A 14,523-nucleotide genomic window follows, 5' to 3' on the forward strand; every position below is an offset into this window, starting at 1 on the left:
AGAAAGATGTCGATGAACTAGACATTCCGCTGTTTGCAAATCAAAAATACCCCTATTGGGATTCCATCGGATAGAACCTTCTCACTCTTTCACTTGCATGAGTAGACACTTCGCCTTCACGACTTAGACACACTTTCTTAAATCTACCGAAAAACACAGACAGAAGTGGAGCAAATTGTTTGATGTTTAGTTTCAAAAAATATATAGTATGAAATCAAGATAAATACAACTTAGAAGATTAAAGGGGATTTAACAATGAACATATTAGTCGTAAAAGCAAATAACCGTCCAGCTGCAGAAGCTGTATCAAGTAAAATGTATGAAACATTCATAAATACAATAGAAGGTGACAACGTAACAACTTTCGACGTCTTTGCAGAAGATATGCCGTATCTTGGTCAAGAACTATTCGACGCTTTCGGTAAATTGGAATCAGGCGAAGAAATGACAGATATCGAGCAACGTATCTTAGCAGCAAAACAAAAAGCTATGGATGCTTTGACAGCAGCTGATGTTGTGGTATTTGCATTTCCATTATGGAACTTAACAATCCCAGCTAAATTACAAACATTTATCGATTATGTTTATCAAGCTGGCTTCACATTCAAATATGATGAAAACGGACAAGCTGTCCAATTAATGACAGACAAAAAAGCGGTTATCCTAAATGCACGTGGTGGCGTTTATTCTTCACCTGAAGCTGCACCAATGGAAATGGCTTCAAACTACATGAAGAATGTTCTTGGCGGCGTGTTTGGTATGGAGATTACACACGAAGTGATTATCGAAGGACATGCAGCTGCACCAGACCAAGCTGAAGCTATCATTGCTGAAGGATTAGCAAAAGTCGAAGCTGTTGCAAAAGAATTATCACCTGTATTGGTCTAATATTTCCAAAGAATAGTAAACCTGAAAATAAGAAGGATAGAAAAGCCGGAATAATATCCGATTTTCTATCCTTTTTCTTTGATTATTATTAGCCTCGCACATCTTGATAATTATCATCATCTAAACCAATTTTCTTATTTCTCTCTTTAAATCGGATATTATGCGAGGATACGTAAGCCATTTTTGGTGCATCCGGCTCAATTCGTAATTTAGCAGCGTTCAATGCTAGCGCGCCGTCCGTAAATGCACCAGCGATTAATCGAACTTTACTTGGATGATCAATGAAATCGCCTGCCCCATAAATGCCAGGGATATTTGTTTCCCCGTTTTCATCCACAAGCGCTACATTATCCTGCATTTTTAGTCCCCATTCTGTGAGAGGTCCATAATCGCATCCTAGACCGTGATTGACGACGACCGCATCCACATTGATTTCTTCAACCGTTCCTGTCTCCAAATGACATATCGAAACTCGCTCTATCAGATTCCCGTCCCCATGTAACCTGGTAATTTCATAAGGTGTAGCCACAGCGACAGAGGATTCCTTCATTTTCCGAACATTCATCTCATGTCCTCCGAAGTCATCTCGGCGATGAACAACTGTCACACTAGCAGCAATTGGTTCGAGCTCGTTAGCCCAGTCAACAGCTGAATTTCCACCTCCGGAAATCAGTACATTCTTATTTCGAAACTCCTCTAGTTCTTGAACAGTATAATGTAAATTTGTTAGCTCATAGCGGTCTGCACCGTCGATTTCCAGCTTATTCATCGTCAACATCCCATAGCCCACAGCTAAAATAATTGTCTTTGAATGATGCTTCTCACCAGTCGCAGCCGTTAAAATGAAGGAGTCATCCGCCAATCTTTCTACACCTGTTACTTGTTGGTTCAATATGATTGTTGGGTCGAAGGTTTTCGCCTGCTCCACTAGTTGCGCAATTAATTGCCCTCCGAGTAGTGGTGTGACTCCTCCAACATCCCAAATCATTTTCTCCGGATAAATGAGCATTCTACCGCCAAGTTCTGGTCCAAATTCAATGATTTTTGTTTTCAAATCCCGCATACCGCTATAAAATGCTGTATACAATCCGGCAGGTCCCCCGCCAATAATCGTCACATCATATAATTCTAGTTTTTCCGTCACGTTAATTCCCCCTTGGTTGATAAAAAAACCGCTTTCCATACACCCTGTTAGTTTGAGCGGTCCTTGCCTAATGGTACGACAAGCGGTGTGTGGGAGATTGGATCTTCTATTATGATACATTTTAAGCCGAAGACTTCCTCTACTAACTGCGCTGTGACAATCTCACGTGGATCGCCTTGTGCAATAATCTGACCATCTTTCATAGCAATCATATGATTGGCATATCTCGCTGCATGATTTAAATCATGTAACACCGCAACTAGCGTATTCCCTTGTTGATTGAGGTCTTTAAATAACTCAAGCAACTCAATTTGATGGGCAATATCAAGAAATGTGGTAGGTTCATCTAGGAGTAATAGAGGGGTTTGTTGCGCGAGTACCATAGCCACCCAAACCCTTTGTCTTTGGCCACCTGAAAGTTCATCTACAAAACGGTTTGAGAGCTCGGTCGTATTCGTGACATGCATCGCAGACAATACTGCGGCCTCGTCTTCATCCGTCCATCCTTGAAAAAGATTTTGATACGGATATCGTCCATGTGCAACTAGATTCGCTACAGTAATTCCGTCTGGTGCTGTCGATGACTGCGGAAGTAGTCCTAATTTATGTGCCACTTCTTTTGACTTATACGTAGTGATTTGTTTCCCGTCTAGTAGGACCTGGCCTTTTGACGGCTTAATAATTTTGGAAAGTGTCCGTAAAAGGGTTGATTTTCCACATGCGTTTGGTCCAACAATCACAGTGAATGAGCCATGTGGAATTTTCACCGATAAATTTCGGGAAATAACTCTATCATCATATTTGACTGTAATATTTTCCGTCCAAAGCCTGGAATCTATATGCGAGTCCGTATCACTTTGATGCTTTTCCGATGGGGTAATCATCTTTTATTTCAACTACTTTCAATCAAAATATTTTACCTGGTTAAGTTGATGAGCGTGCTTGTTTAAACAATAGCCATATTAGATAGATTCCACCAAGTGAGAGCGTTACAACACCAACAGGGAAAATCATTCCTGAAACGAATCTTTGCGCCAAAACATCTGCACCTATTAATAGAAACGCGCCCATCGCAGCAGCTGGCCACAGGCTTTCCTTCGACTTTGTAAGTCGCTGGGCAATCTGCGATGCAACTAATGCAACAAAGCTAATGGGTCCCATGACAGCGGTCGGTACCGCCGTCAATGCTACTGCTATTAAAATCAATAAGAGCTGGGAAGGTTCGATACGAACACCATGAGATTTAGCAGCATCTTCACCCAACTCCATTTCTCTTAACGGCCTGTTCATCAGTCCCGCACATATGAGTAGAAACACAACAAGCAAAATTGCAGGAAGGATTTGTCTCCAATCGACGCCGTTTAAGGAGCCAACTCCCCAAGCTGCGGCGGTTAACGCAACTTCCGCATTACTTTGCAAAAGTAGCATGGAATTGACACTACTTAAAATAGCCGAGATGGCAATCCCAACGATGATCAAACGAAATCCTTGCGTCCCTTTCCGAAATGCGAGTAAGTAGATCAATATCGCCGTTGTAAATCCGCCCACTAATGCACCAGTCGCTACGCTAATGAAAGAGTTTTCCCCGGACACCAGTAGCACAATAAGTACGCCTGTGTATGACCCTGCGCTAAAACCTATGATGTCCGGCGAGCCTAGTGGATTACGAGTAATTGATTGGAAAATCGCGCCACTTACAGCAAGTGACATACCAAAAATAATTGCAGCTAACACACGAGGTAAACGCCACTCCAACACAACCGTTCTTGTCATCCCAGTGGCTTGCCCCATCAAGGCAGAAAATACATCGCTTATATTTAATTCTAGCGTGCCTATCATGAGGGCAAATAAACCAATGGCAGCTGTGGCGGCGAGGAGCATTACCGTTACTACAATACTTCTTACATCGAAGCGCAGTTTTACTGGGCCTTTTAAATACACATAGCGCCTACCAAAATCAATGCGCGACATAACACTCTCCCCCTACCGTTCAAACAACTATCCCATTGCAACTTGCCTATCATATTCCACTTACTTTTCGTCTTCTAACAAGAATCAGCAGAATCGGTGCACCCACCACCCCTGTAATGATTCCAACTGGTACTTCTGTAGGGAACAAGACGATCCTTCCAATAATGTCAGAAAGAATAAGCAGTAATGGTGCGGCTGCCAATGAATAGAGAAATATCCAAGGTTGATTTGGACCCACAAACCAGCGTACACAATGAGGAACCATTAAGCCGATAAAACCAATTGGACCAGCTATCGCAGTCGCTCCCCCAGCCAATAAAGCAATGGCAATTAGTCCTATCGTACGAATCATTCCTACATTAACACCTAACGAAGATGCCCGTTCATCACCAAATGCGATGGCATTTAAAGCTGGTGCGATGGCTAATGATAATATCGCGCCAACAACGAGAAGCGGCAAAACAGGATAAAGATCTTCCAAACTTCTTCGCGCCAATGTACCTACACTCCAGTTCAACATGCGCGAGAATGCATTGCTATTCATAATTGTCAATGCTGTTGTAATCCCGCTCAAAGCTGCCCCTAGTGCAACACCGGCAAGCGTAATTTGTACAGGTGTCGGTGCTTTTTTTCCCGCACCTCCACTAATTATATATACAGCAATTGTCGCAACTAATGCGCCGGCAAGTGCATACCAGACATAACTAGAAATCGACGTAACAGAAAAGACGCCAATGGCAATCGCAACGGCGAAAGCCGCGCCTGCATTGACACCTAAAATTCCTGGGTCTGCGAGTGGGTTTCTCGTCAACGCTTGAATAAGGGCTCCTGCAAGTCCAAATGCAGGGCCAACTGCCAGGGCGATAATTGTTCGAGGGATGCGCGCCTCCCAAATAATCGTATGGTCATAACTATCTGTAGGAAAAAAAAGCGCTTCCCAAACTACTGCAATCGGAAGGGGTTTTGCGCCAATCATTAAGCTTAAAAAGGCAGCAACTGCCAAAAGGCAAAGGACTACAATCAAACCTAAAATTCGTTGAAGACGAATGGAAGTAATTGTTTCCACTCGTCTTTCAACGTCTTTTTTTGTTTTTCCTTTTACCTGTTTTTTTGCAATCACTGCGCTTTTTCTCCGCCCTCTAATGCATCTTTAAATTCGCTTGGTAAGTTTTCTATCGCCCACATCAATGCAGGGATTGTCCCTGTTGAAAATGCATTCGATGTATTAGCATCAAAAATAATAGAACGCCCATCCATTACAGAAGGGATCTTTTGATATAACTCATGGTTCGTCACTTCACTTGGATCAATCCAAATTGGCAAGACAACTGTTAAATCAGCGTCTAAAAGCTCTAACTGTTCATCGGCAATGCTGATGTAAAAATTATCATTATCCAATTCTTCGATTTCATCCTTGCTCTTAAATCCTAGTCTAGTCGCAAAGTCGATACGCGCATCACCTTCTAAATAGGCACCAAATCCAGCGGAAGAGTAAGCACCAACCACAATCGTTTTCTCAGCGAATTCAGGATGCTTGTTAACAGCCTCCTCAAATGCACCATATACTTCTTTGAGTAGTGCTTCACCCTCATCGACTTTGCCAAGCGCTTTTGCAATCATTCGAACTTGTTGTTCTGAAGAAGTTAAGTAATTATCTCCGCCTTCAGGTACGCCGATTGTTTTGGCAATTTCCGAAAGACGTTTGTATCTTTCCTCATCCCCTGATGACTTTACATCGAGAATAAGGTCTGGCTCAAGTGCTGCAATTTGTTCATAATCCAATTCCATCGTTCCAAGAATTGTTGGCGCTGTTTCATATGCACCTTCTAACCACGGGCCTACACCTTCGTCACCAAAAGCAAGCCAGTCACTTGCACCAACAGGTTCAAATCCCAAACTCAACACAGTTTCGGCATCGCCCCAACCAATCGCAACAATACGTTCTGGTTGTTCTGAAATTTCCACTTGCCCAAATTTAGTATCAACAGTCGCAAAGCTTTCAGCAACTGTAGTTTTGTCCGACTCGCCACCTTTATCTTCTGAACACGCACTTAATCCCAACAAGATTGACATAGCTATTATAATTCCAACTAATTTGGAAGATTTCACATTTCTTTTCATCTTTTTTACCCCTCTCAAGACACCTATTGATAATGATTATCATTGTCATTTATTATACGCTCACTTGGTTGTTTGTCAATCGTAAATACCGTGTGGTAATTTCTAGAATTTAGCGATTTGTGTTCAATCATATTCACTACTGAAATTTCATCGCAACAAGGAAATTAGTATCCTATTCAACATTCGATGATTTATAATAAGTTATAGAAAAAGCATTTTGAAAAGGACTGAAGTAGATTGAATTTGACTAGAATAATGTCGGAGAATGATTTAGAAGTGGCATTTGCGATCAGAAAAGAAGTGTTCGTCGAGGAACAAGGTGTGCCTTTAGTGGATGAGTTTGACGAATTCGACAAATTAAACGACCTATCTGAACATATTTTAGTTTATCATCACGCAGAACCTGTCGGAACTGGACGAATCAGATGGGTCGAGGGTCGAGGAAAATTAGAAAGAATTTGTATTTTGGAACCGTTTCGGAAACTTGGCCTCGGAAAAGTAATCATAAGCGCTCTAGAAGAAATTGCAGAAGAAAAAGAAGTAACACAGGTGAAGCTACACGCGCAAACGCATGCGGAAGGTTTTTACAAAAAACTCGGCTATCAGACATCATCAAATATTTTTATGGAAGATGGCATTCCACATATTTTAATGGTGAAAGAATTATTGACACAGTAAGTATGAAAGGAGATCCCGCTTAAATTGCAGGATCTCCTTTATATTAATAAACCCATATCATTATTTCTCTAAACTTGTTAATTTAACTTGTCTCTTTTTTAATGACTCCTGCCACACCTTAGCCAATTCTGGAACGTCCAATATCTTTTCAATGCCTTCAATGTTTTTCGGATTATGAAAATAGATTTCATTTGCGAAAAGAATCGACACCTGTTTTGGATGTTTTTCAATCAATGTTATCTTGGAATCTCGCCTTACTGTTCCTTCTTCAAGAACACGACATAGATAGCCTGTAAAACCCGTTTCTACCATTCTCTTTAACAAAAAGGGTAAATTTGTTCGCTTGTTGATTGTACTGCATGGGATTCTCCCTTGCGTGACTTGAATAATCGCCTCTCCGATTTGAAAGATATCCCCAATATGAACATCCGCTTCCAACATATTTGTTACGGTTAGATTTTCTCCGAAGCTCGAATCAGGCAGTGGTCGTTCAAACTCTCTTGCCCACTGTCCATAATGTTCATGAGGATAAATACAAACTGCGCGATCAAGGCCTCCGTGATGACGTAAATCAGCAACCCCATCTCCGTGAAATCCTATTTTCATTAAAAAAGCCTCTTCTACAGGTTCCTTTTGTATGCCAGTATTCATTTCCTTGCCGTCATCGTATTTCATTGATTTCGGTGTACCAATAGAAAAGTTTTTCAGTTCGATAACATTCTCATTCTGCATATTGGGAATGACCTACTTTCATAGATTAATGGTCGTATATCAGATAAATTGGCTCATTGCGGAACTGGATCAACACCTTGCCGAAATCCGAGATAAAGCACGTTTTCAACTGAACGATAAACGTCCCATGACAATGGACTCTTTATTCGGTTCTATCGAGATTAGAAGAAATTATTATTATGATAGACAGAATAGAAATATGCCTCCCCAAATTTATCCCCACAAAAACTTGACTCAATCACAGCGGTTCCAATGACTTCCATTCTTCCCCTTAATATGATTAAATGATAGTGTAACCATTGTTTTCAGCTCCTCCTTTTGGTGGGGGTCGTATATTGGAAGTTCTGTGATTGGTACTTCTCTTATACCCTGATAACAATGGTTTTTTCACGCTCCATCAATCTACTTAACATTATAGGTACTCGCTCGCTACATAAAAAGTGGTTGGTGTAAATAATCTCTAATTGGATGGTTCTCGAAATTGTTTTATATTATAGAATTATAACGTATAGAACGAAGAAATTTATTTCTAAGAGGAGGAAGGCATGAAGGTAGCCCTTATTGTATCAATGATTTTCGTGGTCATTGTTTTAGCTATCGGACTAGTTTTGACTATATCCGCTGCTAATTCTATGAATGAAAATTACAGTACTGAAAAAAGTTTTTCTAATTTGCTGTGGGTTTATGTTTTATCAATCCCATTTATTGTTATATTGACTCTTATAGCTTTATTTATATTTCTGTAACAACAGAGGACGGTTCGGGACCAGTGAAAAAGCACATATTTTGTTTCGAGTCTCAGGAACCGTCTAAGCCCACTGAAAAAGTTCATATTTCAATGATACATTCTTTAGATTCTCCCTGTAGACTCTTTGACCGTTGGCAGTCATTAAATTTTAAACATTTTTTAACATCACCCGAGAATTAAATACCGTTATATCCCATAACTTTTCAGCGCGTAGACAAACCTTGAAATACCTTCTTGTATTAAAGCTTCGTTACCGTTTCCATAAGTAAATCGAACGTATCCACTTGTTGAACCCATTATTCTTCCAGGTACAAATGAAACGCCTTTTTTCATAGATTCTTCAAGTAACTTATATTCATCAATTTCGTGATTTATTTTACACCATAAATGAATTCCGCCTTGTGGCACTAAATATGTAACCTTATTTTTAGATAAACTGTCCAATGCTAAAATTAACGTATTCCTACGCTCCCTCAGTTGAATCCTTAAATTTGAAACATGTTTGTCAAATTGAGGGGAATCTAGAAATTGATTCGCTATCCATTGAGGAAAAACGCTATGACCAAAGTCAATTTGCTGTTTGCCATCTGACAAACGCTTAATCACTTTTTCTGGTCCAATAATCCAACCAATGCGTAATCCTGATGCAACAACTTTTGATAAAGAACTAATGTATACAACATTTTCATTATCGTCCATCGACTTTAACGTGGGTCCAATGCACCCATCGAATGACGTCAAATTATAAGGATCATCCTCTATTATGGGAATCCCGTACTTTGATGATAATTCCAATATTCTCTTTCGACGTTCCAGAGACATTTTTGTGCCAGTAGGATTTTGATAATCAGGATTTAAAAAAAGCATACGAATTCGATGTTTTCTTTGTAAAGCTACAATATCATCAGGATTTACGCCATATTGATCAACTGGGAGTAATAGCGTTCTAATACCAAATGATTGAAAGATCGGTAAAGAGAATGCGTAGGATGGATCTTCAATAGCTACTGTATCACCTGGTTTTAACAGACATTGAACGATTAGGTGGATTGCTTGCTGAGCGCCCGATGTAATTAGTATGGAGTTTGGCTCAACAACCATATTTTTATAGGTTTTTACATGTTTACAAATGGTCTCCCGTAATCCCGCATCGCCTAAAGGATGACCGTAACCTAAATGCTCATCAAAAGCATGCTCCTTAAGAATCCTAGCAAGTTGGGCGTTAGGAAGTAAATTTGCTGAAAGTTCCCCGCTTGATAGGTTAATCATTCCTTTTTGCTCAGTTTCATTACGAAGTTTCTGTACCAACGGAAGATTCGGAAGAAATGAGCCATCCTCTACATATCTACCCCAATTGGGAACTCTTTTATGAGTTAGTCCCCATATATCCGTATTTATATAAGTACCGCTTCCTTTTTTTCTGACAATTAATCCAATCGCCTCTAACTCACCGTAAGCAGTCACAACTGTACTCCGATTTATCTTTAACTTTTTTGCTAACTCACGTTCAGATGGCAATGGCTGGTCTTGAGATAATTCCCCCGATATAATCCCATTCTCTATTTGTTCTACAATTTGTCTATACATAGGTTTTTTAATTGAACGGTCTAGTATAAATTCCATTAAACTTCACCCTTTATTTATAAGTTTTCAATATAATAAAAGACACCTAGGAACGTATCATTTATCCTTGCCGGAATTGAACAGATGAAGGCCAGCAACAAGAACAGGAGCGTTTCTTTATTGCTTAAAAAACGCTTTAGGCTTCTTAAGGTAACAGGCTTTCCAGAAACCGGTGCATCTGGCATTTCCCAAAATTAATATTAATTTTTACTTTCTTATTATGTTAATGACTAGTGAAATCGTTAATCAATTAATGAAAAAACTTTCTTCGAAAATAAAGTGAAACTATTAATCAGTGAGGGTTTTCCTCAATTCTTCCCCTTAAGAAGAATACAGTTCAATTCTTCCCTAAAGATTGTTGTTGCGCTTTTTTCACTTTTCGAAGTGTATGCGTTGTTCCCCACTCATGCATTGCAACTAAAATTGGTTCTAGACCCTTTCCGTATTCTGTTATAGAATACTCCACTTTGGGCGGAACTTGCGGGTAGACTTTGCGTGAAATAATATCTTCCGCCTCTAATTCTCGCAACTGGTTCGTGAGCATTTTTTGTGTAATGCTCGGCACTCTTCGTTTAAGCTCACTAAAACGATGTGTTCCATCTTGTAGTAAAATTAGTAAGATTAAGGGCTTCCACTTTCCCACAATAATCCCTAATGCATCGTCAACACGACATAACTCTGGTTGCATTTCCATTGTATTCCCTCCACAGTATCCTTTTGTATACTATACTACTTTGAAGTACGTACTTACATTTAAAAAACCTATAACTTATACTTAGAATATACAAGAGTATTCACAAGTCGTAACATATTAGAAGGGTTGATGGTTATGAAAAAGTATCGTATTGATCAAAATAAGGGACTAGAATTTGGTCTTTATACGCTAGGAGACCATATTCCAAATCCATTTACAGGCGAACGTATTTCTGCATCACAACGCATTCACGAAGTTATTGAGTTGGCGAAACTAGCGGAGCAAGCAGGCATTGACTTCTTTAGCGTTGGCGAAAGCCATCAGGAATATTTTACAACACAAGCACATTCTGTTGTGTTAGCAGCAATTGCTCAAGCAACAAGTAAGATAAAAATCGCCAGCTCTTCCACGATTATTAGTACGTCAGATCCCGTTCGTGTGTACGAGGATTTCGCTACGATTGATTTAATTTCGAAAGGACGTGCGGAGATTGTTGCTGGACGTGCTTCGAGAATCGGCCTTTTTGATCTCTTAGGCTATAACGTTCGGGATTATGAAGAATTATTTGAAGAAAAGTTTGAACTATTATTGAAGATTAACGAAGAGGAAGTTGTAAATTGGAACGGAGAATATCGTGCACCATTACAGAATGCAAAGGTGCTTCCGCGTCCTCAAAATGGCAATATCCCTATTTGGCGCGCAGTTGGTGGAACACCCGCTAGTGCGATGAAAGCAGGGTATGCTGGCGTTCCAATGTTTATGGCTCACTTAGGCGGTCCAGTTTCTGTATTTAAACAAACCGTTGATGCATATCGTGAGGCCGCGGAACTTGGTGGACATAATCCAGCGGAGCTACCTGTAGCAACAGCAGGATTTTTCTATGCCGCTAAAACCTCACAGCAAGCGCTAAAAGAAATGTATCCATACATTAATGAGGGAATGAAGAAAACAAACGGACAAGGCTTTGCAAAACAACTTTTCGCACAAAGTATTGATCGACGCAGTGTTATAAATGTCGGCAGTCCTCAGGAAATTATTGAAAAAATCCTTTATCAACATGAAATGTTTGGTCATCAGCGTTATATCGGACAAATGGATTTTGGTGGTATGCCATTTGATCAATTGATGACAAACATTGAGTTAATCGGCACAGAAATTTTGCCGGCAATTAAAAAATATACAATGAAGAAATAAGACTAACTATCACTACTAGTGTATGTATAAACTAAGAATCTCGAATATCAAAGCCAAACAACGCACAAAAGCATCGAACTTTTAAAGTTCGATGCTTTTAATAGATAAGTGATTAGATAATTATTTACGAATTGTATTTAATGCAGTCGTCCAAGGAATCACTTGGTCTAGCATTTGGTTAACTGAATCAGCTTGAACAGCAGCTGGTTTGAAGTCTGTTCCATTTTCGAAGTCTGTAAATAATGATAATGCTGGATGTACACGCACATGTGCGACAAGTAATTCACTTAAAACTCCACGTAAATGTTCTGTTGCACGAGCCCCACCTACTGAACCATATGAAACGATTCCTGCTGCTTTGTTGTTCCACTCATCACGTAAGTAATCCAATGCATTTTTTAGTGAAGCTGTGATTGAGTGATTGTATTCTTGAACGACAAATACGAATCCATCTTGTTTAGCAATCGCTTCCGACCATGCCGCTGCACCTGATGCGTCGCCGCCAGTTTCGCCTAGAAGTGGTAATTTAAAATCTGCGATATCGATAATTGTATAGTTTGCATCTCCACGTTTATCTGCTAAGTCTTTTACCCATGCCCCTACTTGTGGACTTACGCGTCCTTCACGTGTTGAACCTAAAATAATACCTATATTTGATTTTGTCATTATTTTTTCCTCCTCTTGTTTTGTTCCGAATAATTTTTTTAGAAATCCCATATTTTCAATTTCACCACCTTAAAGTACGCTTTAGAACCGTCTGTTGCCACTCAAAAAAGTGCCAAGTGTTATGTGTGCATAGAGTGATTCGAAAAAGAATCGGTCCACATAGCGATTCAGTCACTATTGCTTCTCCTCTTCCTCAATTAACCTTGAATTCAAGGTTAATTGAACGAAAAAAAATAGACTACTTTGTATCGCTTTATCGACATGCATGAAAAGAATTTGTAAAGGCTTTTTAAATATTATTTTTAAATACCTCGAATTCAATCATCTTTAATTCAAGGTAAATATAACACGGATAACAATCCACTGTCAACAGTTTGGCTCAAGTTGTTTCAACTGCTTGGATAATCTCCATTTATTGCTTTTCACAAGCCTGTCTTCTATACTTTTAACCACGAATAGGAGGGATACAAAATGTTAAAGACGATTGTATTCGAACACTTGAAAAATGCCATGAGGGAAAAAGATGTGCTCGCAAAAGGCGTGCTAACACTACTAAAAGCAGGACTGGATAGTGCCGAAAAGGAAAAAGGTGCGGCTCTTTCGCCTGAAGAAGAAGTTGCCATTGTCAACCGTGAAATCAAACAAACCAATCAGGCATTAGAAGGTGCACAAAAAGCACAGCGTGACGACTTAATTGAAAAAGAAAACGCGAAATTGGTGCTGCTCAACAAATTTTTACCCACTCAACTTAGCGAAGATGAAGTTGTATCGATCCTGAAAGAAGCAGGAATTATCGAGGGCATGAACATGGGAGACGCCATGAAAATCGCAAAACCATTACTTGCTGGAAAAACAGACGGCAAAACAATGTCAACAGTTGTGAAAAGTTTACTCTAAGTCACCCGTACAATTAAATAAAAAGTGGGCTATCTATTGTCGGAAATACGATGATAGGTAGCTCACTTTTTCATTCTGCCAACTAATAGTTACTTTGCGGTTTCGCGTCGAATAACCGGTGCCACTTCCGTCGCCAACATTTCAATACCTTCAGCGACCTTGGAAAATGGTAAACCTCCGATATCCATCTGTGCGATAAATCGTTGATGGCCAAATAATTCATATTGGTGGAGGATTTTTTCGATAATTTGTTGGGGACTTCCAACAAATAGACCTGTTTCCGGACTGGCCAACTGCTCAAAATTGGAACGGGACATTTTAGTACCCATCCCACGTTGTTTATTAACATATACCCAATAGTTTGCGTAATACGGATAAAACTCATCTTTTGCTTGTTGCGAAGTTTTACCTATAAAAGTATGACCCGTCACTGCTATTTTTAAATCGTCGCTCGAATGTCCCGCTTCTGCCCCAGCTTGTCGATACAAATCGACAAGGGGCTTGAAACGATGCGGATCTCCGCCGAGAATAGCAAGCGCCAGTCCTGTTCCGAGTCTACCCGCTCGAACTGCACTTTCCGGTGTTCCGCCTACACCAATCCATATTGGTAATTCGTCCTGAACCGGACGAGGCGCAATCATTGCATTTTTTAATGAAGAACGGAAAGTGCCTTTCCAGTTGACGATTTCATGTGCGTTTAGTTGTTGAAGTAGCTGCATATTTTCCTCGAACAACTCTTCATAATCGTTTAGATCATACCCAAATAACGGAAAGGATTCGACAAACGCCCCGCGGCCCGCAATAATTTCAGCACGACCAGCTGAAAGTAAATCAAGCGTCGCAAAATCCTCGAATAAACGAACAGGGTCAATTGTACTTAAAACAGTTGTAGCGCTCGCAAGTTTAATCTGTTTTGTATTTTGTGCCACCGCTGCAAGTACGACTGCCGGAGCTGATACTGCGTAGTCCAAACGATGATGTTCCCCGATGCCAAAAACATCCAGTCCAGCTTCATCTGCCAATCTTGCTGTAGCCAATATTTCTTGGAGACGTTGTTGACTACTAATTATCTGCCCGGTCTGAGGATCTGGACCTAAATCTCCAAGTGTATAAATTCCAATTTCCATCCCCGGTTTTTTCATTTCATTTCCCATTGTGTTCATCTCC

14 protein-coding genes and 1 pseudogene are annotated in these 14,523 nt (G+C 40.0%); 5 read left to right on the top strand and 10 right to left on the bottom strand.

Annotated elements, in window-relative coordinates:
* The first annotated feature begins 255 nt into the window (after positions 1 to 255).
* Complete coding sequence (locus AC25Y1_RS09620; RefSeq protein ID WP_488147763.1) at positions 256 to 888, top strand: FMN-dependent NADH-azoreductase; 633 nt, start codon at positions 256 to 258, stop codon at positions 886 to 888.
* A gap of 88 nt (positions 889 to 976) precedes the next feature.
* Here AC25Y1_RS09620 and AC25Y1_RS09625 read toward each other — a convergent pair whose 3' ends face one another.
* Genes AC25Y1_RS09625 through AC25Y1_RS09645 form a run of 5 tightly spaced genes read right to left on the bottom strand, consistent with a single transcriptional unit; the run spans position 977 to position 6,124 of the window.
* Positions 977 to 2,032 (bottom strand): NAD(P)/FAD-dependent oxidoreductase, encoded by a 1,056-nt coding sequence (locus AC25Y1_RS09625; RefSeq protein WP_488147764.1) that lies wholly within the window; start codon positions 2,030 to 2,032, stop codon positions 977 to 979.
* Positions 2,033 to 2,079: 47 nt separating this feature from the next.
* Positions 2,080 to 2,916, bottom strand: coding sequence for an ABC transporter ATP-binding protein (locus AC25Y1_RS09630; RefSeq protein ID WP_488147765.1), 837 nt, complete (start codon positions 2,914 to 2,916; stop codon positions 2,080 to 2,082).
* Positions 2,917 to 2,956: 40 nt separating this feature from the next.
* Positions 2,957 to 4,003, bottom strand: coding sequence for a FecCD family ABC transporter permease (locus tag AC25Y1_RS09635; protein ID WP_488147766.1), 1,047 nt, complete (start codon positions 4,001 to 4,003; stop codon positions 2,957 to 2,959).
* A 49-nt stretch (positions 4,004 to 4,052) separates the two neighbouring features.
* The gene (locus AC25Y1_RS09640; RefSeq protein WP_488147767.1) at positions 4,053 to 5,123 is read right to left on the bottom strand and encodes a FecCD family ABC transporter permease; all 1,071 of its coding nucleotides are present in this window, start codon (positions 5,121 to 5,123) and stop codon (positions 4,053 to 4,055) included.
* Complete coding sequence (locus AC25Y1_RS09645) at positions 5,120 to 6,124, bottom strand: iron-siderophore ABC transporter substrate-binding protein (RefSeq protein WP_488147768.1); 1,005 nt, start codon at positions 6,122 to 6,124, stop codon at positions 5,120 to 5,122. The genes AC25Y1_RS09640 and AC25Y1_RS09645 overlap by 4 nt, the downstream gene beginning before the upstream one ends.
* Positions 6,125 to 6,379: 255 nt before the next feature.
* On the opposite strand from AC25Y1_RS09645, the gene AC25Y1_RS09650 reads away from it, so the two are divergent.
* Positions 6,380 to 6,802 (top strand): GNAT family N-acetyltransferase, encoded by a 423-nt coding sequence (locus AC25Y1_RS09650; RefSeq protein ID WP_488147860.1) that lies wholly within the window; start codon positions 6,380 to 6,382, stop codon positions 6,800 to 6,802.
* A 60-nt stretch (positions 6,803 to 6,862) separates the two neighbouring features.
* On the opposite strand, the gene AC25Y1_RS09655 is transcribed toward AC25Y1_RS09650, so the two are convergent.
* The gene (locus AC25Y1_RS09655) at positions 6,863 to 7,534 is read right to left on the bottom strand and encodes an MOSC domain-containing protein (protein ID WP_488147769.1); all 672 of its coding nucleotides are present in this window, start codon (positions 7,532 to 7,534) and stop codon (positions 6,863 to 6,865) included.
* 52 nt (positions 7,535 to 7,586) lie between these two features.
* On the opposite strand from AC25Y1_RS09655, the pseudogene AC25Y1_RS09660 reads away from it, so the two are divergent.
* A pseudogene (locus AC25Y1_RS09660) lies at positions 7,587 to 7,724 on the top strand (UPF0236 family transposase-like protein); the annotation flags it as partial.
* A gap of 744 nt (positions 7,725 to 8,468) precedes the next feature.
* Here the strand turns inward: AC25Y1_RS09660 and pdxR are convergent.
* Together pdxR and AC25Y1_RS09670 are read right to left on the bottom strand one after the other, a co-directional pair.
* Positions 8,469 to 9,905 (bottom strand): MocR-like pyridoxine biosynthesis transcription factor PdxR, encoded by a 1,437-nt coding sequence (pdxR, locus tag AC25Y1_RS09665; RefSeq protein ID WP_488147770.1) that lies wholly within the window; start codon positions 9,903 to 9,905, stop codon positions 8,469 to 8,471.
* Between the two features lie 337 nt (positions 9,906 to 10,242).
* Positions 10,243 to 10,599, bottom strand: a complete 357-nt coding sequence (locus tag AC25Y1_RS09670) for a winged helix-turn-helix transcriptional regulator (protein WP_488147771.1) — start codon at positions 10,597 to 10,599, stop codon at positions 10,243 to 10,245.
* A gap of 135 nt (positions 10,600 to 10,734) precedes the next feature.
* Here AC25Y1_RS09670 and AC25Y1_RS09675 point away from each other — a divergent pair, with 135 nt between their 5' ends.
* A complete protein-coding gene (locus tag AC25Y1_RS09675) occupies positions 10,735 to 11,793 on the top strand; it encodes an LLM class flavin-dependent oxidoreductase (protein WP_488147772.1) in 1,059 nt (352 codons plus the stop codon).
* 120 nt (positions 11,794 to 11,913) lie between these two features.
* Here AC25Y1_RS09675 and AC25Y1_RS09680 read toward each other — a convergent pair whose 3' ends face one another.
* Positions 11,914 to 12,510 (bottom strand): NADPH-dependent FMN reductase, encoded by a 597-nt coding sequence (locus tag AC25Y1_RS09680; protein WP_488147773.1) that lies wholly within the window; start codon positions 12,508 to 12,510, stop codon positions 11,914 to 11,916.
* A 420-nt stretch (positions 12,511 to 12,930) separates the two neighbouring features.
* Between AC25Y1_RS09680 and AC25Y1_RS09685 the strand changes: the two genes are divergently transcribed.
* Entirely contained in the window at positions 12,931 to 13,356 is a 426-nt protein-coding gene (locus AC25Y1_RS09685) for a GatB/YqeY domain-containing protein (RefSeq protein WP_488147774.1), read from the top strand.
* Between the two features lie 89 nt (positions 13,357 to 13,445).
* On the opposite strand, the gene AC25Y1_RS09690 is transcribed toward AC25Y1_RS09685, so the two are convergent.
* Positions 13,446 to 14,510, bottom strand: coding sequence for an LLM class flavin-dependent oxidoreductase (locus tag AC25Y1_RS09690; protein WP_488147775.1), 1,065 nt, complete (start codon positions 14,508 to 14,510; stop codon positions 13,446 to 13,448).
* Between the last annotated feature and the right edge of the window lie 13 nt (positions 14,511 to 14,523).

Source organism: Sporosarcina sp. Y1009 (genome assembly GCF_057669865.1).